The 23,617-nt window shown below is 45.2% G+C and carries 24 protein-coding genes; 1 reads left to right on the forward strand and 23 read right to left on the reverse strand.

Going from position 1 to position 23,617, the window contains the following annotated elements:
• Window positions 1-24: 24 nt before the first annotated feature.
• Window positions 25-1,332, reverse strand: a complete 1,308-nt coding sequence (locus tag ABDV94_RS04875; RefSeq protein WP_343605256.1) for a hypothetical protein — start codon at window positions 1,330-1,332, stop codon at window positions 25-27.
• 268 nt (window positions 1,333-1,600) lie between these two features.
• A complete protein-coding gene (locus ABDV94_RS04880; protein ID WP_343605258.1) occupies window positions 1,601-3,187 on the reverse strand; it encodes an ABC-F family ATP-binding cassette domain-containing protein in 1,587 nt (528 codons plus the stop codon).
• A 172-nt stretch (window positions 3,188-3,359) separates the two neighbouring features.
• On the opposite strand from ABDV94_RS04880, the gene ABDV94_RS04885 reads away from it, so the two are divergent.
• Complete coding sequence (locus ABDV94_RS04885; RefSeq protein ID WP_343605260.1) at window positions 3,360-3,500, forward strand: hypothetical protein; 141 nt, start codon at window positions 3,360-3,362, stop codon at window positions 3,498-3,500.
• Between the two features lie 9 nt (window positions 3,501-3,509).
• On the opposite strand, the gene ABDV94_RS04890 is transcribed toward ABDV94_RS04885, so the two are convergent.
• The 21 genes from ABDV94_RS04890 to ABDV94_RS04990 all read right to left on the reverse strand — a co-directional run bounded on the left by ABDV94_RS04890 (window position 3,510) and on the right by ABDV94_RS04990 (window position 23,493).
• Complete coding sequence (locus tag ABDV94_RS04890; protein ID WP_343605262.1) at window positions 3,510-4,016, reverse strand: hypothetical protein; 507 nt, start codon at window positions 4,014-4,016, stop codon at window positions 3,510-3,512.
• Window positions 4,017-4,040: 24 nt separating this feature from the next.
• Window positions 4,041-4,949 (reverse strand): NAD(P)/FAD-dependent oxidoreductase, encoded by a 909-nt coding sequence (locus ABDV94_RS04895; RefSeq protein WP_343605264.1) that lies wholly within the window; start codon window positions 4,947-4,949, stop codon window positions 4,041-4,043.
• Between the two features lie 73 nt (window positions 4,950-5,022).
• A complete protein-coding gene (locus tag ABDV94_RS04900; RefSeq protein ID WP_343605265.1) occupies window positions 5,023-5,517 on the reverse strand; it encodes a phosphoribosylaminoimidazolesuccinocarboxamide synthase in 495 nt (164 codons plus the stop codon).
• Window positions 5,518-5,772: 255 nt separating this feature from the next.
• Window positions 5,773-6,321, reverse strand: a complete 549-nt coding sequence (locus tag ABDV94_RS04905) for a hypothetical protein (protein WP_343605266.1) — start codon at window positions 6,319-6,321, stop codon at window positions 5,773-5,775.
• Between the two features lie 60 nt (window positions 6,322-6,381).
• The gene (locus ABDV94_RS04910) at window positions 6,382-6,831 is read right to left on the reverse strand and encodes a hypothetical protein (protein WP_343605268.1); all 450 of its coding nucleotides are present in this window, start codon (window positions 6,829-6,831) and stop codon (window positions 6,382-6,384) included.
• Window positions 6,832-6,835: 4 nt separating this feature from the next.
• Window positions 6,836-7,675 (reverse strand): hypothetical protein, encoded by an 840-nt coding sequence (locus ABDV94_RS04915; RefSeq protein ID WP_343605269.1) that lies wholly within the window; start codon window positions 7,673-7,675, stop codon window positions 6,836-6,838.
• A gap of 148 nt (window positions 7,676-7,823) precedes the next feature.
• The gene (locus ABDV94_RS04920; RefSeq protein ID WP_343605271.1) at window positions 7,824-9,290 is read right to left on the reverse strand and encodes an efflux transporter outer membrane subunit; all 1,467 of its coding nucleotides are present in this window, start codon (window positions 9,288-9,290) and stop codon (window positions 7,824-7,826) included.
• Window positions 9,287-12,406: an efflux RND transporter permease subunit gene (locus ABDV94_RS04925; RefSeq protein ID WP_343605273.1), complete on the reverse strand. Its 3,120-nt coding sequence runs from the start codon at window positions 12,404-12,406 to the stop codon at window positions 9,287-9,289. Before ABDV94_RS04925 ends, ABDV94_RS04920 begins: the two co-directional genes overlap by 4 nt.
• 21 nt (window positions 12,407-12,427) lie before the next feature.
• Window positions 12,428-13,555: an efflux RND transporter periplasmic adaptor subunit gene (locus ABDV94_RS04930; RefSeq protein ID WP_343605274.1), complete on the reverse strand. Its 1,128-nt coding sequence runs from the start codon at window positions 13,553-13,555 to the stop codon at window positions 12,428-12,430.
• Window positions 13,556-13,586: 31 nt separating this feature from the next.
• Complete coding sequence (locus tag ABDV94_RS04935; RefSeq protein ID WP_343605275.1) at window positions 13,587-13,919, reverse strand: hypothetical protein; 333 nt, start codon at window positions 13,917-13,919, stop codon at window positions 13,587-13,589.
• A 121-nt stretch (window positions 13,920-14,040) separates the two neighbouring features.
• On the reverse strand, window positions 14,041-14,727 hold the full coding sequence (locus ABDV94_RS04940; RefSeq protein ID WP_343605276.1) for a hypothetical protein: 687 nt from the start codon (window positions 14,725-14,727) through the stop codon (window positions 14,041-14,043).
• Window positions 14,728-14,929: 202 nt separating this feature from the next.
• Entirely contained in the window at window positions 14,930-15,820 is an 891-nt protein-coding gene (locus ABDV94_RS04945; RefSeq protein ID WP_343605278.1) for a T9SS type A sorting domain-containing protein, read from the reverse strand.
• A gap of 109 nt (window positions 15,821-15,929) precedes the next feature.
• Window positions 15,930-16,754, reverse strand: a complete 825-nt coding sequence (locus ABDV94_RS04950; RefSeq protein ID WP_343605280.1) for a helix-turn-helix transcriptional regulator — start codon at window positions 16,752-16,754, stop codon at window positions 15,930-15,932.
• A gap of 102 nt (window positions 16,755-16,856) precedes the next feature.
• Window positions 16,857-17,276 (reverse strand): hypothetical protein, encoded by a 420-nt coding sequence (locus tag ABDV94_RS04955; protein WP_343605281.1) that lies wholly within the window; start codon window positions 17,274-17,276, stop codon window positions 16,857-16,859.
• Between the two features lie 18 nt (window positions 17,277-17,294).
• Window positions 17,295-17,687: a hypothetical protein gene (locus ABDV94_RS04960; RefSeq protein WP_343605283.1), complete on the reverse strand. Its 393-nt coding sequence runs from the start codon at window positions 17,685-17,687 to the stop codon at window positions 17,295-17,297.
• Window positions 17,684-18,166 (reverse strand): GNAT family N-acetyltransferase, encoded by a 483-nt coding sequence (locus tag ABDV94_RS04965; RefSeq protein ID WP_343605284.1) that lies wholly within the window; start codon window positions 18,164-18,166, stop codon window positions 17,684-17,686. Before ABDV94_RS04965 ends, ABDV94_RS04960 begins: the two co-directional genes overlap by 4 nt.
• A 56-nt stretch (window positions 18,167-18,222) precedes the next feature.
• Window positions 18,223-18,834 (reverse strand): hypothetical protein, encoded by a 612-nt coding sequence (locus ABDV94_RS04970; RefSeq protein WP_343605286.1) that lies wholly within the window; start codon window positions 18,832-18,834, stop codon window positions 18,223-18,225.
• 295 nt (window positions 18,835-19,129) lie between these two features.
• Entirely contained in the window at window positions 19,130-21,352 is a 2,223-nt protein-coding gene (gene katG / locus ABDV94_RS04975; protein ID WP_343605288.1) for a catalase/peroxidase HPI, read from the reverse strand.
• A 155-nt stretch (window positions 21,353-21,507) separates the two neighbouring features.
• Window positions 21,508-22,383, reverse strand: coding sequence for a hypothetical protein (locus tag ABDV94_RS04980; RefSeq protein ID WP_343605290.1), 876 nt, complete (start codon window positions 22,381-22,383; stop codon window positions 21,508-21,510).
• Window positions 22,335-22,988: a hypothetical protein gene (locus ABDV94_RS04985; protein ID WP_343605292.1), complete on the reverse strand. Its 654-nt coding sequence runs from the start codon at window positions 22,986-22,988 to the stop codon at window positions 22,335-22,337. The genes ABDV94_RS04980 and ABDV94_RS04985 overlap by 49 nt, the downstream gene beginning before the upstream one ends.
• 37 nt (window positions 22,989-23,025) lie before the next feature.
• Window positions 23,026-23,493, reverse strand: a complete 468-nt coding sequence (locus ABDV94_RS04990) for a DinB family protein (protein WP_343605294.1) — start codon at window positions 23,491-23,493, stop codon at window positions 23,026-23,028.
• Window positions 23,494-23,617 lie beyond the last annotated feature (124 nt).

Consider the following 23,617-nt stretch of genomic DNA (forward strand, 5'->3'; position numbering starts at 1 on the left):
TTTCAAAAGAGTTAGTCGTTAAAATCAAAAAGTATACGTCGTTGCGAACAGCGCCCGGTAGTTGGTCGCCATTACTTTGTTGTTTCGAACCGTTCCGTCGTTTTCTGCATCCCCCCATTGCGCGGTCGTGCATTCGATTTCAAATCCGAACTTGAAATTGTTGAAGAGGAATTCCACGCGCGGAGATACACGGTACATGTATGCGATAGTGCGTTTTCCGGCTCCTGCAGCAACAGCTCCCAAAGCGGAAGACAATCCATAAGTGGCAACGGTAGCTCCGTCAACCGAACTTCCCGTACCGTCATTTTGTGTGTACCCGAAGAAAATTCCCGGTGCGATTTTCTTGTTGTTTGAAACAATATCGATCCAGGCTGATTTGGTATTCATCGTTTGATACGTTTCCAAACCACCCGGCAAGGTGTAGCCGACAAAACCTCCGAGCATCACAAACGTGGAAGCATTCTGCCCCACAAAAGCTTCCGCACGGATCATCACCGGTTTGGTAATGATTTTGGCATACGCGATCGATGAAAGACTGGTGACACGCTCATTGGAAACCTTCACAACTCCCGGAGCAATTGTTCCGCTGGTTTTCGGACGCAGGTTTTCCACGTGTCCGGCAATTCCGGCTACGAATTTCGCTGTCTTGAATTGGAACTGGAGGTGTCCGGCCGGCAGTGCGCTGTTCCGGTATGCTTCCGTATTCGAAGAGAAATCGCGCTGGGAAACCGCCGCAACGATCATATTGAATTTGGTTCCCAGTTTTTGAGTCAGGCGGATTTGCGGATTCCGGTTAAACGGCATGAAAGGCGCTCCGGTATTAAAGTTCACCACGCCGGCATAACAATCCATCACGGTCATCGGGTTCCAGTATTGTCCCAATCCGAGCTGTGTTTTTTTCCAGTCGAGCTTGATCCAGGCGTGACGCAAACGAAATTCGTTGATACTTGCTTCCGTGTTTCCAAAAAACTCTGCTTCAAAGATTCCGGACGTTTTTGCTTTCATCACATCCGGACCGGTAATCGTACCTGAAAGCCGGGAAATAATGGCCAGCATCTGGAAATTGGGCGCTGCATTGATGTCTTTTCCATCCACATCGCGCACCACATCTTTGGGCCATAAAAGCACACTGGACTCACGCGCTCCGATCACCTGACGCGAATCAAAAGCGGCATCGTGTCTCAAAAAACCTCCGAATTTAATCCCGAAATAAGGCGTTTTGATCATCAAAGAATCCAGGAACTTGTTTCTCTTAGCGGTTGAATCTGCTGTTTGTGCATGAGCAAAACCAATGCAGACCGTACTTAGTACAAGTAGTTTTAGTTTTTTCATAGTTAGTTTTCTTTTGTTTTTTCGGCTTACTAACGTTCGTTAGTTATTAATGCAAAAAAAAATAGTTTGTAACGGTCGCTAAATTAGAAGCAGAATTCAGGAGAAACATAACACGATAGTAACACTTCATATAAGGATAGTATCGTAAGTGAGTAATTACTAACAAATAAAATATTTTAACACATTTTGTTTAAATATTAAAACATAACAAGAAAGGGAGAAATAAAATGTAAATCTCCCTGTATTCCCTGTAATTATGGTATTCCTGCTAAAGTTGGATGACAGATTCGATCCCTATTTCCTCCAAAAAGGTTTCATCGTGTGAAACAACGATCACCGTTCCCGCATATTCCCGGATGGCAGCAGTCAGAATCTCGACACTTTCCAGATCGAGGTTGTTGGTGGGTTCATCCAAGACGATCAAATCGGGCGCTTTCGTTCCGAGTGCCAGACAACATAAAATCAAACGCATTCTCTCCCCTCCGCTGAGCACCGAACAAGGTTTGTCCCAATCGTTTTTGTCAAACAGAAAATAGTCCAGGCGCATCTTTACTTCGTGTTCCAGCAGTCCGGTTTGATTGAATTTAGAGGCTTGATCAAACACCGTTAACTGATTATTAATCAACGAATAATCCTGATCAATGTAAACCGATTGATCCAATGACCGGAAAATCCTTCCTTCAGTGGGTTCCCGGTTTCCGAGAATCAACTGAATCAACGTGGTTTTACCCGAACCATTGTCTCCTTTGATCGCGATACGTTCGCCGCTGTTGATCTGGAAAGACTGCGATTCATTCCACAAGTTGGTTTCCGAATACGTAAACTGTACTTGTTCGGCTTTGAGGATGATTTTTCCGCGGTGCAGGTGAGAATCGTCGAACCCGAATTTCAATTTATCGGGATCCGGCAGTGATTTTCTCAATTCCTGCAGGTTTGTTGAGATTCCCCCGATTTTATCGGCATGTGCCTGTTTAAGTTTAGACGTACTTTTCTCGGCGTTGTTTCGCAGCGTATTGAGCATGATCGTGGGAACTCCCGCTTTTTCCTGCTTCTTTTTCCCCCTGCTATCCAGTTTCTGCTGGCGTTCCATCGTTTCACGCTCTTTGTCTTTGGCTTTCCGCAGGGTTTTCTCCATACTGTTCAATTCCTGGTTCAAAGCCTTCAATTCGGCTGCTTTCCGGGATTGATAGAATTCGTAATTTCCGCCATAGACCGTGATTCCGCGTTTGTCCAGTTCACTGATTTTTGAAACCAGGTTCAGCAATTTCCGGTCGTGACTCACGATGAGCAGGGTTTTCGATGTCGTGCGGACAAAGTCGAACAGCAACTGCCGGGAAGTTTGATCCAGGTGATTGCTCGGTTCGTCCATCAATACCAGTTCTGGCTGATGAATCCATATTCCGGCAAGAAAGACCTTTGTTTTTTGTCCGCCACTCAACGCTGACAATTGTTGATTCAGTTCCAATTCGTCCAGTTTCCAATAGCTCAAAGCTTCTTTGCAGCGATCTTCCACGGTCCAGTCGTCGTCCAGGATTTCGAGGTTCGCTTCATTGGCGTTTCCCGACAAGATCTCGTAAAAAGCGTGTAATTTTTCTGCTACTCCGAGTACCTGCGCCACGGTTTGGTGATCAAACTGACCAAAAATCTGTGGAATGTAATACGGTTCGATGTCTTTCTGAATCGTTCCGGATTGCGGAGCAAGTACTCCGGCTATGAGTTTCAACAGCGTCGATTTCCCGGAACCGTTAGCACCTGCAAGTGCCATTTTTTCGCCTTTCTGAAGTGCGCATTGAATGGTGTCAAACACCTGTTCACCCGAAGCATGGGTGTATGAGATATTCTGTATAATAAGCATGTTTTTGGTCTAAAATGATGAATCGAGATTGGAACCCCCTTGGGTTTCGCATTCATTTATTTTCCAGGGAAACAGCTAATCACATACAGAATTTATTCGTTCAGGTCACAAAGATAAGGCATTTTGCCGTGTTATTCAAACAGGAAGGATTGCAGAGAGTTAAAAAAGATCATTGCAAACACCATACAAACAGCAAAAAATCCGGTTTTTGATGCATGTTCGCGATATTGCATACAACACCTTATTTTACTGGCATTTCAACCCGCACTCTCCGCCACGGCGGATCGAAGTCTGCGGAATCCAGGGAACTTAAAAACCGTGCTTAAACGAACAACAAAATCAATGTCAGAACCAAACCTGCCAGTGAATACAACAACCCGGTTTTGAATACTTTGGTTTTCGGCAAATACATCCAGAAAGCAGAGATCACGAAGAAAAGCAGCGCTACACCGAAAAACACATTCAGCCAGTAAAGCGGATCACTCGTTGTTGCTTTGTGCAGATGTGTCATTTTATCCAGGATATACGGAAGTTCCTTGCTGGTAATATGAGCTACTCCTGTTTGTTTGTTGTAATCGCCATTACGAAAATAAACCATCTCTCCTTCTTCCCGCTCGAACTGGTATTTACGGATTCCCAACTCTTTACCAAGCAATTCGTTTTTCACATGAGGAGCAATTTTCACCTCTTCCGTTACCTGGGTTTTCAGGAAATCCGTTTCACGAAAGATCAATACAATTCCGCTGATTGCATAAACGGCCATAATTCCGGCAAGGAAAAAACCTAAGTACCGGTGAAGGATGCGCATGGATGGTTTAGAATTCTTCATGGCTTAAAATTAGAAAAGAATCCGCTAAAACGCTTCATCCACTAATTCTTTGTTCGTCATTGCTCCAGCCAAAGTTCCCATAGCAACTGCATTTGCAACCGACCGCATCGGGGTCACACAGTCTCCGCAGGCAAACACTCCGGGAACCGTTGTTTTCTGAAAAGCATCCACCTGCAGGAATCCCTGTTCGTTGAGCGCACAGCCCAATTCCCCGGGAATATCCGCATGCTGCTCAAACGGAATCCTGGCATATAGCGCTTTCAATGTCAATGTTTTACCATCTTTAAAAACCACTTCTTCCAATACTCCGGAGGTGTGTTTCAGTGCTTCAATTTCTGTCTCGACAACTGCAATTCCTTTCGTCTCCAGGTGGGCCGTTTGTTCGGCTGTCATCGTCGATTTTCCATGGGTGAGGATGGTCAGATCATGCGTCAGATTATAGACCATTTTGGAGAATTCGTAAGCCATATCCCCGTTTGCAAAAAGTCCGGTTTTTTCACCCTTTACTTCGTAGCCGTGACAATACGGACAGTGAATCACCGAAATTCCCCAGGATTCTGAAAAACCTGGAATAGAAGGAAATAAGTCGCGAACACCTGTTGCAAAAATGAGTTTTTTGGAAGTGAAGACTTCTCCTGCTTCGGTAGTGATTTCAAATCCGGAACCGGTTTGTAGCCCCTGAATTGCTAACCCGGCATGAAATTGCACGGTATTGTACTGTTCTACCTGCTTTTTTGCAATTGCTGCAATGGCAGCCGGTGTTTCTCCGTCGCGGGTGAGGAAGTTATGCGAATGCGGCGTTTGTGCGTTACACGGTTTTCCGCTGTCGATCACCAAAACGGATCTCAATGAACGCCCCAGTGACATAGCCGAAGCCAGGCCTGAGTAACTGCCACCGATAATGATGACATCGAAAGTCTGTGAATGTGTCATGTTGCTGAAAGTTGTCTGTTTCTTTTCAGCAAAAATAGCCTTTCTTTTTATTAATGCAACAAAATTGCAATAACTATTTTAGTTCGATCAATCCTGCTTCCTGCATGAGTTTCACCGCCTTTTTGGTTTCATCCTGTCCGCCGGTTAAGGTTCCCGGCAATAGAATCATCCGTTTTTTGATTCTTCCCTTCTCATCTTCAAAAAACACTTCGAAGCGGGTACGCGTTAATCCAGGGATCGCTTTTTTCAAAACCACCTTCCGGATGCGTGAGCGCTCAATAACCGGTGTGGCAGAATTATTCCTCGAAATCACAATAATTACCACCTGAAACAGGGAGAATCCTAAAAAGAAAAGCGCTTCTTTCATTTTTCCCTCCTGGTACTTGGAGAAAGCCATAAAGAGGAAAAAGGCCACAGCAAGTCCATAAATACCCAAAATCCGGCCTAATTGGTTACCTACTACAACCTGCGACACCGCCCCCACTACTCCGTCTCTCGTCAGCACCAGTCTGTCCGGGAGAATATGGCAAAAACCGGTTTTGGTTTGAAAAACCTTTTCTTCTTCCATGGTCATTTATTCATTCATTTAATTCACACAGTCACTTTAAAACCGGCACAGGCTTCCAAAATTAATCGAAATAGACATTCCTGAAAAACAATTCTATAAAAGAATCCAACGGATCAACCACTTAAACGATGATGGCTTATGTTCCTTAAAATTGCGCCATTTGCTCTCCGAATCTTGTAATTGGACAACGACCGGTGAGAGTTTACCAAAAGCGTTCATGCTATCGTACTATTTTGAATTACAATCGTAAACCGATTATAAAGAACGGAGATTTTTCGAATCCAGCAGTTGTTTCAGCACCATCCGTTCCTCTTGATTCAACAGGCGTTTATCCAGTGGCAATAGGGTTAATAGTGAATCGTCAATCCTGAAAAACAGGAAATCTCCCTCTTCATGATACGATGTAATACTCTCCCATTCAACGATGCGTGCATTCTTTCCGCGATAACACTTCACAAGCTCATCGTCTATTTCAAACGTGATGATCTTATCTGCTTTCTTCAAGTGATTCAGCCTCATGCTCTTCTTTACCCGAATGATTCCTACCAAGTCAATCAACCCGTAAAAAAGGAGTGCAATTCCCAATGCCAGAAACAAATTCAGGTTCAAATAAATCGTTTTTCCCGACATGGAAGCGGTACTATAAGGTTTTGTAAACAATGCCAGCAGGATCAGGAATAACCCCGTAACCGGACGAAAGATCCAAAAAAGTGTCAGTTTCTTTTTCATTGAAATCTTCCAGATTACTTTAAAGCGCTCTTCTATTCTGGAACGTGAATTAGGGTCGTAGATAATTAATTTCATGTGGTTATTTTATTTCCAGCTAAAATACTGGTTTTGTGTAAATAATCAAAAATCACACAACTATTCCTGTAACCAATACCCATTCTCCCGGTGATCAGCAAGGGCGAAAACAGTGTTTGAAACCGGAATGAAGACCCGGGGTTCTTTTTCTCCACAAATTTCCAGGAGTTTGATGTAATCCCGGAACACTAGTTCATCCGGAAAATCAATCCGTATTCCGTGAAGCGAATCATGGGATGCTTTCAGTTCGTTTAAGGTCTTTCTGACCGTTCTGAATACCGGAACGTTTTTCACCGGATCGCTTGTCAGCTCAACCGATTTCCAACTCCACTGTTCGGACAAGTGCTTTAAAATCTGCTCTTCACGGTCTTTAAACAGAAAAGCAACCGGCAGGATTTTTTCCTGATCCATCCCGGATTCTCCGCGCTTTTCACTCCAGGTGATAACCCATAGGAACAATGTGCTGATCAACATACTGAGCAATGATTCGATGATGGTTTTCAGGTTCATGTGTTTATTTTGTTCGGAAGGTATACACAAAACGGGATTCTTCGACACGGTTCAGTGGAAGGTATCGTTCCCTGTACAGGTATAACAAACCGGTTTGATCGTAGTACAATTCTTCAATCCGGTAGCTTTTATTCCGGGTGTCGTAACTGGTTCTTACTTTTTGTTTCAAACTGCCATCCGAAGCGTACAAATAGCGGGTTTTAATCCGATGATTTTCCAGATAAGGTTTACTCATCACCACTTCAATTCGCTCAGAAGAATCGACTCTTCCCTTTTTATCCAGGTACACATCTTCCCAAAAGACAGAATCTTCCCAAGCGAACCAGGGAACCCGGATGTGTGTCCGGCTCAACCGGACGGTATCATTCCAATTCACAGATGTTGTATCTAAAACTTGTTCATTGAGATGCAAACTCGCAAACCCGTTCCCAAAGTTGTGTAAATCCATGTAGTTCATGCTGTTTCGTGCAGAATCTTTTCCAATAAGAGAAACCGAATTAACTGGGTTTTCGGTATCCGAAGACAGCTCTACGCGGCCAATCATTTCGCCTTTATCATCGTAGAAAAACAATGTCCGGGTCTCCACCCTTACCAATGCATCTGACTTTTTGTGTGAATACCCGTTTTTCTCCAGAATCTTCCCATCCTCGTTGAAACGCGCATAATATCCGTTTGGATGTTCTTTGAAGAAAGCAATGGAATCCTGTACCGGGCATTCCCGTATTTCGGACACCTTGTTTTTGATAATAGCAGCTTTTTGATTCAAAGCATGGTGAGAAATCTGACTGAACGAAAGTCCTGAGCAAAATAGTTGAATCACAAACAGCAGTAAACAATTTTTCATCCGGTGGGTTATTTGATTGTTGAAAATAGTGATTTCCGGCAAAACCGAGTTATTCCTACCTCAATCAAACGAGTCGTTCACTCAACCGGAAGAACAGATAGAAACAGCCCGTTCAACCAACCCTGGCAAAACGGACTGTTTTCCGGTTTTATCTCCATCCTCCACCGAGTGCTTTGTACAAAAGCACGTGGTTCTGGTTTTTCAGACGGTCAATTTCCAGCAACTCCACCTGCGACTGCAGGTAATTTTGCTGTGAGGTAATAATCTCCAGGTAGCCGGCTCTCCCGGAGGAGAACAAAATCCGGGAAGTTTCAACGGAACGTTTCAGCAAATCCACCTGTTCCTGTTTCACGGATTTTCGCGAACGGAAATTGTCGTCGAATTTCAAAAGCTGGTACACTTCCGTGAAAGCCTGGAGGATCGTTTTTTCGTAATTCAGATACGCCGTTTGCTGTGAAGCTTTACTTGCCATCAAATCCGCTTTCAATGCCCGCCGGTTCAATAAAGGCGTTGCAAGTCCGCCAATGACGTTGTATGCAATCGAAGCCGGGGATTCAAACAAAAACGCGGCGCGGAACGACTGATAGCCCAGGTTGGCATTCAGGGTTAAAGTCGGGTAAAATGCCACTTTTGCTGCTCTCACGTCTGCATTGCTTGCTCTCAACTGGTGAGCTGAAGCGAGAATATCGGGGCGGTTTTGCAAGACATCCGACGGAATACCTCCCGGGATGGTTTTGGTGAGTTCCGGCACAGTTTCCGCCCTGGAACGAACAACCGGCTGCGGATAACGTCCCAGCAAGAAATTCAGCGTGTTCTCTTCCCGGATGATTTCCTGATCCACTTCCATCACCAATGCACGCGATTCGAGCACTTTTGCCGTAATCAGTTCAATAGCCAGCTGGTTGCTTTTCCCGATATCCTTTTGCAGTCCGATGACTTCCAGCGCGCTTTCCTGCAACAGGATGTTTTCTTCAATGATTGCCCGTTTCCGGTCGAGCAGCATCAGGTAATAATAATGCTGAGCTACTTCCGAAACCAGGTTGGTGAGCACCAGGTTCTTTCCCTGTTCTTCGGCCAGAAACCGGCTCAAAGCTGCTTTTTTCTTCGATTTCAGTTTTCCCCACAAGTCAATTTCCCAACTGGAATACACCCCGGCATAAAAATCGGGAACCGGGTTAGGAAGCTGTTGTTTATCATTCAGGTTGGTAGAAAACTGTGTATCGTAATTCCCCACTCCATCGATGGTGTAATCTCCAAAACGGCGAATCCCCGTTCCGAGATTGATTCCCAGTTCCGGCAGCCGGATTCCTTTGGTATACTGAACTCCTGCCCGGGCATGCTGCACGCGCTGCAACGCAATCTGCAAATCGGGGTTGTTTACCAGGGCAGAATCGATCAGTTGTACCAGGATCGGATCGGTGAAGAATGTACGCCACTCCATCGGAGCTTCTGCGTTCTTTTTCACCGAATCAATAGCTATTAATTCCGACCGGTCTTCATATGTTTTCGGGATAACCAGGTCTGTTTTCAGCGCGTCTTCCCCGACTTTACAAGCCGACAAAGTAACAAGCAGAAACAAGATTATTCCCTGTTTGATGTGATTAATTTGTTTCATTTTTTTGAATTTGATTTGGATGACAGGGAAGCGAAAACCACGTACAACCCGGGAATAACAATGACACCGAAAATGGTTCCGAACAGCATACCACCGGCTGCGGCAGAACCGATTGTACTGTTCCCGATTTCACCGGCTCCGGATGCAAGCATCAGCGGGATCATTCCGGCGGTAAACGCAAACGAAGTCATTAAAATCGGTCGTAAACGGGCCACGGCTCCTTCAATGGCTGCCTGCACAATTGTTTTTCCTTCGGATTGCTTCAGGATCGCAAATTCAATGATCAGAATGGCGTTTTTTCCAAGCAATCCGATCAGCATGATCATAGCAACCTGCGCATAAATATTGTTCTCCAGTCCTAAAATTTGCAGGAAAAACAGCGACCCGAAAATCCCGATCGGGAGAAACAGCAGTACCGGAAGCGGAAGCAGGAAACTTTCGTACTGTGCTGCCAGCAAGAGGTAGACAAACAGCAAACAAATTCCGAAAATGTAGAAAATCTGGCTTCCCGAGAGTACTTCTTCCCGCGTCATTCCCGACCATTCGTAATCAAAACCGCGTGGTAAGTATTTCGCTGCAGTTTCTTCAATCGCCTGGATAGCCTCTCCACTACTGAAACCAGGAGCTGCTTCTCCGTTCAGCATGGCCGAAATGTACATGTTGTAGCGTGTAAGCTGTTCCGGACCGTAAACGCGTTCAATGCGCGCAAATGCACCGTATGGAACCATTTCTCCGGCGCTGTTCTTAATCCGCAGACGTAAAATATCGTCCGGCTGGGCACGGTATTTCGGATCGGCCTGCAACATCACTTTGTACATCTGTCCGTAGCGGATAAAGTTTGTCGCGTAATAACTTCCGATCAGTGCCTGCAGGTTGAACAATGCATCTTCAGCCGAAATCTGTTTCCGTGCCGCCAAATCCGGATCAATGTGAATCAGGTATTGCGGAAAACTGGGATCGAAACCTGAGAAGGCATCTTTGATTTCCGGTCTTTTCTTCAATTCTTTGATGAACAAGTCCGTAATCCGTGCGGTTTCCTGCAAATCTCCTTTCCCGGTTTTATCGAGCAGGCGCACTTCGAAACCATTTGCATTTCCGAATCCGGGAACGGCTGGTGGCGGGAAAAACTGTACTTCGGCATCCTTGACATGGGCCGTTTTGACCATCAATTCTTCGATCAGTTCGTTCGCATTTTTTCCCCTTTCATCCCAGGATTTCAGGTTAATGGTTCCCATTCCGAAGGAAGCTCCCACTCCTTCCGTCATCATACTGTAGCCAGACAGACTGGAGATGGATTCGACTTCTGGCAGTGTTTGGGTAATTTGATCGATTTCATCCATCACGGCTTCCGTTCGTTCGAGCGTGGAACCTACCGGCGTGGTCACATTCACATAAATGGTTCCCTGGTCTTCGGAAGGAATAAACCCGGAAGGCAGTACCTTACCGATTCCCCAGGTTCCGGCAACAAACAGCAGTAGGATTCCAATTGTTACCGTTCTTCGGTTCACAAGGACTTCGAGGAGTTTTTTGTAGCGATCCGAAACCCGGTCATAGCCCCTGTTAAATGCATCGAAGAAGCGCTGAAGACGACTTTTTTTCGCATTCGGATCCGGCTGTTTCAGCATGAGTGCGCAAAGCGCCGGTGTCAGGGTTAGCGCGTTGATTCCCGAAATGACAATCGCAATGGCCATCGTGACGGAAAACTGGCGGTAGAACACTCCAACCGGGCCGGAAAGAAAGGCAACCGGGACAAATACCGCCGCCATGACCAGCGTGATCGCCAGGATCGCTCCCGTAATTTCTTTCATGGATTCAATGGTTGCGGTTTTCGCATCCAGGTGTTCATCGTGCATTTTGGCGTGCACCGCTTCCACTACCACAATGGCGTTATCGACCACAATTCCGATCGAAAGTACAAGTGCAAACAAGGTCAGCAGGTTGATCGAGAAACCGAATAACTGCATGAACGCAAAGGTTCCGATCAGTGAAACCGGAACGGCAAAGACCGGAATCAACGTGGATTTCCAATCCTGTAAAAAGAGGAATACTACTAATGCTACCAGGATAAAGGCTTCGATCAGGGTTTTGATCACCTCTCCCATCGATGCGTCCAAAAAGCGGGAAACATCGTAACTGATCGTATAATCCATTCCCGGAGGAAATGATTTCTGTTTCATTTCTTCCAACCGGGCTTTCACCTGTTCAATGACCACACTGGCATTCGATCCGGGTCTTTGTTTCAAGACAATTGCAGCAGACGGACTACCGTTTTCTTTCGAAATCACATCGTAATCTACCGAACCGAATTCCACTTCCGCTACGTCTTTCAAACGAAGCATTTCTCCGGTTTCGGTTACTTTTACCACCATGTTTTCGTATTGCTCTTTTTCCGTCAGTTTCCCGGTATAGCGCAATACATACTGCATGGATTGTGATTTCCGACCGGAGCTTTCTCCTACTTTTCCGGGAGCGGCTTCCAGGTTTTGCTTGCGTAAAGCGGTCACCACATCATCTGCAGAGAGTTCGTAAGCATCCAGGCGCTGCGGCTTGAGCCAAATCCGCATGGCGTATTCCCGGTTTCCCATAATGTCTGCATATCCCACACCGTTGATGCGGCGCAATTCGGGAAGCACGTTGATATCGGAGAAGTTGTATACAAACTTTTCGTCTACTGAAACATCACTGCTTTTCAGGTTGATGTACATCAGCATACTGTTGATTTCCTTTTCAGTAGATACTCCGGCTTTAATCACTTCTTCAGGTAATTCATCGAGTACGGTTGCCACCCTGTTCTGGACATTCACTGCTGCCAGATCGGGATCGGTTCCGACCTCAAAATACACCTGGATAATGCTGGTTCCGTCGTTTCCTGAAACGGAACTCATGTAGGTCATTCCCGGCACACCGTTGATCGCCCGTTCCAGCGGGGTAACAACGGCTTTCGAACACACTTCGGCATTTGCACCGGTATAGCGTGTCGTAACGGAAACTGCGGGCGGTGCGATATCGGGATACTGCGTCACGGGAAGCGTACTCATTGCCAATAGCCCCAGCAACACAATGAAAATAGAGATGACCAGTGAAAGTACCGGTCTTTCAATCATTTTTTGAATCATCGTATGGATCTTAAATTGGAACTATGCTTCGGAAAACTCCCGGATAATGTGCTTCAACGGAATCCGTTTCTGTTTGATTTTCATCCCTTCACTCACGGATTGAATTCCTTCGTACAGAATCGTATCGTCCTTACTCAATCCCGCGGAAATCATATAGAAATGTGGAATGCGCGCCTGGATTTCCACAGCTCTTGTCCGGGCTTTTCCATATTTGTCGATGACATACACGTACACCTTATCCTGGATCTCGAACGTGGATTTTTGCGGAATAATCAATGCGTTCTTAAACGCTTTCTGCATCCTGATTTTCCCACTGGCTCCGTGTTTCAGTACTTTTCCTTTGTTACTGAAACGGGCACGGATCGCCAGGTTTCCGGTTTCGCGGTCAATCTCGCCATCCATGGTTTCAATCAAGCCCATATCCGGGTGAAGTTTCCCGTTTGCCATCACGAGCTGCACCTTGCGATCCTGTTCTTTCCCGTTCGCAATTTTCGACATAAACTCCAGGTATTCTTTCTCCGAGACATCGAAGTAGGCGAAGATTTCTTCGTTTTGCGACAGCGTTGTGAGCAGGGTTCCTTCTTCGATCAGGGAACCGATTTTATTCGGAAGCCTGGAAATTGTGCCGCTAAACGGTGCACGGAGTTCGGCATAAGAAAGCATCAGCTTGCCGTGTGCTTCTTCCGCAAGCATTTCTTCGACTTTCGCTTTTGCGATCTGCAATTTGTTTTTGGCAAATTCGTATTCGATTTTGGAAATGACATTTTTATCCCACAACACTTTGGTGTTTTCCAGTTCAAGCTCTGCATTTTTTGCTTCGGCACGTGCTATTTTCAGCAAGGCCCGGTCTTTTGCCAATGCTTCGCTGTATTCGCGGTTATTGATACTGAAGAGCAGCTGCCCCTCTCTGACATACGAACCTTCGTCTACATGGACTTTTTCTAAGTACCCGGTAGCTTTTGCCCTGATTTCGATGTTCTTTATAGCCGCAATATCGGCTACGTATTCTATCAGGGTGTTCGTGTCTATGCGGACTGGCGAGGTAACGGGATAGGTTTCCGATACCTGCGGATTTTCTTTTTGATCTGCGCACGAAGTCAATGCAAGCAGCATCAGTACTCCATACAGGAATACGCCACGATAATTCATGTGTTGAAATATTAAGTAATTCTGATTTTATTTATGAAACAGCTGGAATAAAACTGCTTTTCCGGGGAGGCGGAATCAGAATTTCAAGATAGATCGAGGAGAATTTCCGGGGAATGAATGCCCCTTTTTCAGTTGCTTCCGGGAAGAAATAAACGGAATAATGAAAAGCAAAAGGCTGAATAATCGAATCGCGGATAAAATCGAGTTCGTAATGAGTTGCCAGATCTGCTTCGGATTCATCAAAGAAGGTCGTGTTTTGCCCCACTTTTTCTGTTTTACACCGGAAAGGTCTTTCCAAATGGAGGTTGTACAAATAAGTACCCAACAGGAGAACAATCGCCAAACGGGACAGCATTCTGGTCATAAATATCAGACGCATTTTGTTCTCCATAAAGGCAAAACTACTCAAAAAAGAGACAAAACCGGGGCAAAACTGCCGTATTTCGGTCGAAAAACTCTTAAAAAATCCAAAACGGGTATTCGGTCTAGTAGTACTTTTTCCGCAAATCAATCTGCCGGAAAAAGGTCTCCGGAATTTCCCGGTCAATAGTGATTCCTTTAAACGGGCGAAAATCAATTCCCTGAACATCACCCAGGTACTGAATGATGTAACGGACTTCATAATAGGTGCGTTGTTTTCGTCCGGTCATCGTGAAATCTGATTTTCCGTTTGCACGTATTTCAATAGACTCCCCTTTTTTCAAGGTACCGATCCGGTAATGAACCCGGGGAGATTCGTAGATCAGATAGGGATTTTCAAGGAAGTCCACGAACAAATCAAACGTTCCTTCTTCCGATTTTTCGATCGACAACATTCCGAGCGGCCACTTCCGGTTTTGTTTGTTAAAGCAATACAATTCCCGGTTATGCTCCATCTGCGAACGCAGGTACCATTCGGGCAGGAACCTTCGCCTCACTTCCAGTTCCAACTCCCGCTGTCTTTCCCTTCCTGAATACCCCAAAATATCCTGCAACACAATTCCTCCCGTTCGCACAACAGGCGGCACCTGATCTTTCCAATAATCCGGTAAAATGAGCCGGTTGTTTTCGATATACCCCAATTCGGAACGCACAGAACTTCCCCAATCCAAAAATGATTTGCGGAATTCAGGAGTGTACCCGGTTTTGGTAACTGTAGCCGATTTTAAAAAGATGTGAAAAACAGGAATCATGAATGATGATTTAGCCGGGGCACTTTTAGTTGCTCAAAAATAAACACTCCGCACGAAAAAACGGTTTTTCAATTGAAGATTTGATGCGTCTGGTTTGTCTTAACACAAAAAAAGGACGCAGGTTTTCACCCGCATCCTTTCTACCTAACCACCACCCCGAGGGGTTTCATCAAACTAAACTATTACTTATGATTCTGATCCTTTACTTCTTTACAATCCTCGTGCGGGTGACGTGTTTTCCATCACTTAACTGAAGCATGTAAATTCCTGTTTGCAAATGTTCTGCCACAAACGCCTCATTGGTCTGTAACGAGGTTGTTTGTACCTGTCTTCCATTTACATCAAACACTTCCACCATACCACTAAATCCATCGATGTACAAGAGATCGGCAACCGGGTTTGGATAGAGCCGGAATGCCGGCTCCTGCTCTTCCAATCCTGCGGTTTGTTCATCGGCCAGGGAAAGATTGTCGATCGTTAAAAAGGAACCAAAACCATTCTGCACAATGAAACTTTCCGTCCCTCTCCGCAGCATGGACGGATCGATCAGAATCCGCACGGAATCCGGGAGTACCGTTGCATTGACGTAGGTAATCGTACTGGTAAAAGGCGTGTAATTTGTCGCAGCCGAGAGGTTCGCGATTCCCGTTCCGACGGTATCTCTTTTGGAAGTTGCACTATTCCAACGTGTCATATAGACTGCGACCTGTGCCGTATCGATTACATTGTCGGTATTTCCTAAAAGGCTGTTCTCCGTATACTTGTAGAATCCTCTCACGACACTCAGTCGTGTGTTGTAAGCACCAATCTGGATGGCAACGTCTTTCATGTAGTTATACCAGTTACATACGGTGAGTGCATAATCTCCATTTTGTGCATTTGTTGTGGGTGGAGCATAAAAAATATCCAGAGACGAGGGTTCCGTATTTCCGGGAGCCAGCATGAGCCATCCGGTGGGCAGATTACTGAATTGCGCTTCCGTAACCGGATGATCCCAAATTTCAAAATCCAGGTTGCTGACCTGTGCCTTTCCAACCAGCGGAAGCACCATCAGTACAAGCGCCAGCCAGGTGTTTTTATGAGTAGTTTTCATAACAAAATGAATTAATAGTGAATGAGACAAAGCTACATCCGGCTGGATTCATTCCCGTTATGAAAAAACCGCAAAGAGTTGTGAATTTCAGAAAGGTTGAAAGTCGTTTTTAGGAATGGTCATTTACCTGCAGGGATTCCTGGAGTTCTTTTGGAGTGAGTCCCGTGGCATTTTTGATGAACGCGCTGAAATTTGCCGTACTGTCGAAATTCAATTCAAAGGAGATTTCTTTCAGTGATAAATCGCTCACGACCATCATCCGACGGATTTCAATCAATAACTCTTCGTGAATGAGCTTCAAGGGCGTTTTGCCGAGGTATTTCCGGCATAGGACTGTGAGTTTATCGATGCTGTAATTCATCTTATCGGCATAATCTCCCACCTTTCTCTTTTCCTTAATCTGTTCGCTGATCAGAGAAAGGAAGCTGCTCACGAAATTGCTGTCGTCTGTTTCAAATGCCTGGCTGCTGTGTTCAATCAAGGTAATCAGGATAATTTTAAGGTAACTGTATGCCTTGTGGATCGACAAAGCACTCAACTCTTTGGTACGGCAAAGCGTTGAAATGATTTCCGTAAGTGCATAAATGTGTTCGAACGCTTCTTCCGGCAAGCGGATATTTGACTGCTGAAAATACAACTGGTGATGCTTGACCGGAAAAATGTAATCAAAGATATTTTTGTGAAACTGGATCAATAATCCCTGTGACGTGTTGCGGTTAAGCAGGTGAATCTGTCCGGGATAAACGACATAGATATCGTTCGCTTTCAGGGTTGATTCGGTAAAGTCAATCAATTGTTTTCCTTCTCCTTCTTTCACCAAAATGATTTCAAAATAATCGTGCCGGTGCGGTGTGTGAAAATCGTAGGCATTCGGATAATCCAATGATTCGATAACCAGCAGTTTATTCGGGTGCGGAAAGGAAACAACACTCATAGACAGATTTCAATTTTTCTTCTGTTGCTTAGACGTCAATAAATCCTGTTTGGTTGGAAGTTTCACGCCCGGAAATTTTGAATTACCACACAAAAGCTTTGCCTATCTCACTTTCCCGGTAGTTTTAATCATCCCCGACAGGTTGATTTTTGCAAAGCGCTTCTCCGGAACCAGTTCATACTTCTGTCCGGCGGTATTTCTGAGTTCTCCGTAAAACACCGGGAGTTTGAAAAAACGGTTCAACTCCAGCCCGATTCGCTCCGTGGTACTTTTGTCTTGCAAGCGCTTAAAGAAAAATGAGATGTGCAGCGGTTTTTCGTCTTCCGGCAAGTTCATCCGCTCTTTGAGTTCTCTGAAAATAGTGACCTTCGCATCAAAAAACATACTGTAACCATCCATATATTCCCATTGATTTTCCGCGTCGTGGAAGAGTTCTTTGATCTTTAAAAAAGCTTCCAGCTCCGGCTTCAATTCGAGCAGATCTCTTTCAATGATGTAAACGGAAAAATGCAGTCTGTTCATTTTGGAATTGCTCTGAAGTCAGTATGTAATTGGAATATTACGAGCCACTTTCGGCTCTTTTTTCCAGAGATTTTCAAAAAAGTCTTTCTTCCGCATCCGGATATACCAATCGTGTTCGCCGAACAATCCTGCGTTGGTGATTTTATAGTAATGCACCGAATCATTGTACTCCTTCACCACCAGCCAGTAATTTACGATCGTTTTATATGGTTCGGAATGCTGTTTGAAATCAACGGCTTCGCTGATCTGCCCGATTTGCCCGGGGCTTAAATTGACGCACAAACTGTCATTCAATCCCTGTTTCAGTTCGGCCCGTTCTATTTTCTGCCCGCCGAATGTTACCCGCACGGCTTTGGAACTTGTTCCGCAGGAAAAGCACAAACACAAAAGAATTACTACGACTATTTTCATTGTATTCCGGTTATTTCAGTTTTGTACCGATTCTTATACGGGTTCAGCTCCATGTGCAAAATAGGGTACGGCTTCCCGAAGCCATCTGTGTCGGAACTGCTTTTGGTTTCAAACCCGGAATGTTTATAGAACTTCACCGCCTGTTCGTTTTGTTCGTTCACATCTACTTTCGTCACAGCGAGGTGCTCAACGGCGTAACGCAATAATGCCTTCCCCAGTCCCTTTCCACGATGAGCGGCATCAATAAACAACATTTCCAGTTGGTCACCGTTCGTTCCGATAAATCCTGTGATCCGTTGGTCTTCGTCTTTCACGGAGAAAAGCGTTACCTGGTCAAAAAACGCAGGAACCAACTCTTTGTAAAATTCAAAATCTTTCCGACTCAGGAAATGGTGGGTTGCCTTTACTGAAGATTCCCAAACGGAGAGTAATTCGTTGTGCTCTGTATGTGTTACCGGGTAAACCATATGTTTTTTCATTTTTTTATCCTGCAAAAATAGTCCATTTATCGGCACCGATCTTTTTTACAATCTGCTCATTTCACTGGAATGTATGTGAAGTCGCGAATCCGGAATTCTTTGTAATAATACCGGTTGCTCATGACATAATCCCAACGCCTGGAGTTCAGTCCGAAATAGATTGTCTGGTAGATTTGGGGGAATTGGTACTTCTTCAGTTTCACTTCTTTTGTAGCTCTTCTCCCATACCAATCATAATAATCCATGAAGTCAAATATTCCGAAGTTGATTTGATCTCCCTTCCGGAATAAAAAATATTCATCCCGAATGCAGGATAATTTTGGCCCGTTTTCCTTCAAATCCTTTAATTGCTTGCTCAAATTTGTTTTTTCATAAACAGCGAACATTGATTTCAACGAATCAAGCACTGCAGGTTTGCATTTCAGGTAACTGTAACGCGGTTTCTTTTCCTGCAGATCTACCTGGAAAATGGTATCGTGATAAATAAAAAGTACAAAATGGATTTTTTCCGTTTCCAGGTATTGATTCTTTCTCAGGTACAAATCGTCTCCTCTGCTCACAAAACTAACTGCATAGAAATCTTCGCTCAGAGCAACGGGTTCCTCTTTACAGGAATTCAATACGCTCAGTGTGATGAGAAGTGCAAAAGCTGTTTGAATGGGTTTCATCTGATTGGGATTAAGGTTGTTTTTATCCGTTCGGGTCTGTTTAGCGTAAATATACCCGGAAAGCTGGATTGATGGCAGGCTGTGTAACGAATGGCGTTTTTGGCTGATTGAGTGATCTTCCACGCAATTTTACACATTTATAATCCCGATAGACTTCGGCGTTAGCTCAGTCGAACGCTATTGGGATGTGTGGAAAGTCCATTTTTAAAGGGATAGAAAGCATCTAAAGAAAGTAAAACAAACACCAACAAAAAAGCGGGGATTCCTCCCCGCTCCGTCTATTTCTATTTAAAACCTATTCATGCAAATCAAAACGATCCAGGTTCATCACTTTTGTCCATGCAGCAACAAAATCACGCACAAATTTATCCTGTGCATCCGCACTTCCATATACTTCGGCAATAGCTCTCAATTCGGAATTCGAACCGAAGATGAGATCGGCACGTGTTGCGGTCCATTTCAGTGCACTTCCGTCACGACCGCGGCCTTCAAACACTTCCTGGTGCTCGTCCTTCGCTGTCCAAACGGTTGCCATATCCAGCAAATTCACGAAGAAATCGTTGGTCAACGTACCCGGACGACTGGTAAACACTCCGTGTTTCGAACCATCGTAATTGGTATCCAAAACGCGCATTCCGCCAAGTAGCACAGTCATTTCCGGCGCTGTGAGGGTTAACAGTTGTGCTTTATCGATTAGCAGTTCTTCGGTAGAAACGCTGTATTTCGTTTTGAGGTAGTTGCGGAAACCATCTGCCATCGGCTCCAAAACAGAGAAAGATTCTACATCCGTTTGTTCTGCCGATGCATCCATACGCCCGGGTTTGAATGCAACCGTGATGTTCTTACCTGCATCTTTTGCGGCTTTTTCCACTCCGGCAGACCCGGCCAGTACGATCAAATCGGCCAGTGAAATGCGTTTTCCTCCGCTTTGCGCACTGTTGAACTCCTTTTGAATGTTTTCCAGTACATCCAGCACTTTGGAAAGCTGCGACGGATTATTGACTGCCCAGAATTTTTGAGGCGCCAGGCGGATTCGTGCACCGTTTGCCCCACCGCGTTTATCAGAACCACGGAATGTAGAAGCCGAAGCCCACGCTGTTCCTACCAATTCTGAAACGGAAAGTCCGGATGAACTGATTTTCGCTTTCAGGTTGTTCACATCGTTCTCATCCACCAGCGGGTGGTTGAGTACCGGAATCGGGTCTTGCCAGATCAGTTCTTCGGTTGGCACTTCCGGCCCCAGGTAACGGGCAATCGGTCCCATATCGCGGTGGGTCAGCTTGTACCATGCACGTGCAAATGCATCGGCAAACTGATCCGGATTTTCATGAAAACGTTTCGAGATTTTTGCATAAGACGGATCAAAACGCAGGGAAAGATCCGTTGTGAGCATCGTAGGCGTATGCTTTTTGGACGCATCGTAGGGATCCGGAATATTTTTGTCGGTTGTTTTGGCAATCCATTGATGCGCTCCCGCCGGACTTTTACTCAATTCCCATTCGTAACCAAACAGGTTATCGAAGAAGAAGTTACTCCATTGTGTCGGCGCTTGTGTCCAGATCACTTCCAATCCACTGGTAATTGCATCTCCGGCTTTTCCGGTTCCATGTTTGCTGAACCAGCCTAAACCTTGCTTTTCGATGCTTTCGGCTTCCGGCTCCGGCCCAACCAAACCCGCATCTCCGGCTCCGTGCGTTTTTCCAAAGGTATGTCCTCCGGCAATCAATGCCACAGTTTCTTCATCATCCATGGCCATGCGTGCAAAGGTTTCACGGATATCTTTGGCAGCTGCAATCGGATCCGGGTTGCCGTCCGGGCCTTCCGGATTCACATAGATCAATCCCATTTGAACGGCTGCCAGCGGATTTTCCAGGTCGCGGTCTCCGGAATAGCGGCTGTGCGGTTTATCACTCGTTGCCAACCATTCACGTTCCATTCCCCAGTATACGTCTTCTTCCGGCTCCCAGACATCTTCGCGCCCGCCAGCAAAACCAAATGTTTTGAATCCCATGGATTCCAGCGCCACATTTCCGGTTAAGACCATCAAATCGGCCCAGGAAATTTTCTGTCCGTATTTCTGTTTGATCGGCCAGAGCAATCTTCGGGCTTTGTCGAGGTTTCCGTTATCGGGCCAACTGTTGAGCGGGGCAAAACGTTGTTGTCCTCCACCTGCTCCACCACGACCGTCACCGATCCTGTAAGTTCCTGCACTGTGCCAGGCCATGCGAATGAAAAAAGGTCCGTAATGACCGAAATCTGCCGGCCACCAATCCTGGGAATCCGTCATCAAGGCACGTAAATCTTTTTTTAATGCCTGGTAATCGAGGCTTTTGAATGCTTCTGCGTAATTGAATCCTTCATTTAAAGGGTTTGACAAGGTGGAATGCTGGCGCAAAATACTTAATCGTAATTGATTGGGCCACCAATCGCGGTTTCTGGTTCCGCCACCTCCAAGACTGTGTTTTTGAGTACCTCCGTGAAACGGACATTTTCCACTTTCGTTCGAATTGTTTTCCATAGCATGCAATTATTTAACTCACGGAAGTTAAGTTAGCAAAAATCATTGATGGAACAAAAGGAAGGATATTAATTCATTGTTGGTTTTTGTATTCCTTAAATGTAATGGTAAACCACATAGGCACATAGAACACATAGCCCAATGAATGTAGAGGATTAGCGGGAACTTTCATATCTCCCCCGATACACCTTCAGCAAGCAATGGAGTTCCAGGGCATCGATCGGAAGGGTATCGATGCATTGTTTTTCCCTTCCTCCGGGGTGTTCGAATTCGAGATAATAACTGACTCCGTCATCGTCCTCGCGCACTACTCGTTCATGCTGAACAAATTCCCAGCTGATTAATCCTTCAGATGCTATTTCAATTCCCCGTTCATTCAAAACGATTTCCGGCTCATTTTTGCGATAATTCCGGATGTTTTTCCAGATATAATAACATCCGAGTACACACAAAGCCAAATGAAAGTTGTGTTTGGTAAGCCAATAAAGAAACAATGCGGCAATACATCCGACAGCATAGAACAAAGCCCGCATCACATATTTTCGTTTAGGTTTTCTCAGGATCGTTTCTTCCGGCACATCGGACTGATCCTTAAAAATCGCAACGGGCGGGTTCTTTTCCAGTTCGTTCAGTTTCTGTTCCTGAGCAGCTGTTCTGAGGAACTTTTCAAGGAAACCTTCTTCTTTTGAAACCAACCCTACCAGGATAGCACTTGCTTTCAACTCCCTGAGATCTTCGGTCCGTTCGTATGATTTGATTTTCCATTTGGTGAGAAAATAGCTTCTGTATACCCAGGGAACAAAAAATAACATGAACGGTATGACAATCAATTCAATCCACCAGAAAAAAAGCTGATAGGAGAATGCCAACCCCCAGGAGATGATCATAAACCAGTAGATCACCAACACCGGGTAAGTCAGCATGCGCTTTCCTCTCTTAAGTGCTTGTTGAACGGTTTCTTTTTCTTCTGCCATTGATCCATTCAAATCCCGTACCCGTTTCTTTTGATCGCACGCCGGAGGTTTTTCCATAAACTGCCTTTTTCATTCAGTGTAATCCGATGTGTGTATGGCGTTCGAAAAGTAGATTTCATGGCGACTTCATCCTCTTCGTCTGCCAAATGGATGAGCAACCGATACACCAGAATCGCTTTTTCGGTGTTGTTGTGAAACAGAAATGAATGTTCGTCAGACTGATGCTGCAGGTATGCTCCGGCAACAAATTCCAGTCGCTGGTTCAAACTCAGGGCATAGGTACCTACCGGCGGTTTGAACAGGGGATTAAAATAACTATCTTCCAATCCAGGTTCCACTTTTGGAATGTAGTCGCAAATACTTCGGGAAGTAATCCGGATTTCCACTTTCGGGTGGTGGTGTTTCATCGGGAGTTGTTGCATTTCCAAATCGTCTGCCAATCCCGCTTCGCGGATCAGTTCCCGGCACAGTTTCTCCAAATTGGCAACCCGCTTTTGCCCTGCTTTCTCATTGGGAGTAAGGAAAAATCGTTGTACAATACCTTGTTCGGGTTCATACGTCTCTGCATAACGACCCATGACGAATCCCCATAACGTATAAAAACTCCGCGGGTATTTCGACACCTGCCAGACTTGCTGATATTCTTCAGAAAAAAAGTCCATTTCGATTGATTTAACGGTTACTGGTTGATTCGGATCATTAATCCCATATAAACGGGCGGTCTACTCCCATTGCCCGTAAATAGGACAAAAACTGCCCGGCATGAACGGATTCATGGTATGCAATCCGCAGCAAGTAATCGCCCAGCAGTTTTCGCGAACCGTTTCCAGGATGAATGATTTCTGTTTCTGCCAATTCCTGTTCTGAAAAGCGATCTACTGTCTGCAGGAAATTATTCCGGTATGCTTCTGCAAAGAGCAATTCGTCCTGAACATGGGTATAGGGACGGTTTTCCCAGGGAGTACTGTAGTTCGACATGTCTTCCTGGAGAATGATCTTATTCCAACCGTAGTCTGCCTGCAAGACGTGGCGGATCATTTGAATTGCCGTTACAGCATCTGCGTCGGGTTTCCAATCGTAATACGATTCCGGCAAGCCTTCCCACAAGAGGACACTTCGTCTTCTGACTTCCTTCAAGTTTCTCAGAATCAATTCTTTTTGTTTCATACTGGCTATTTCCAGGGTTAAATGACATACCAAAGTTCCCCTCCGGCATATTATCATCTCAAAAATAGCCAAAAAACGAACCTTTAGTCTAATGATCCTGGTGGATCTGCTAAAAACTTATCCG

It is taken from the genome of Fluviicola sp. (assembly GCF_039596355.1).
Classification (GTDB): domain Bacteria; phylum Bacteroidota; class Bacteroidia; order Flavobacteriales_D; family Crocinitomicaceae; genus Fluviicola.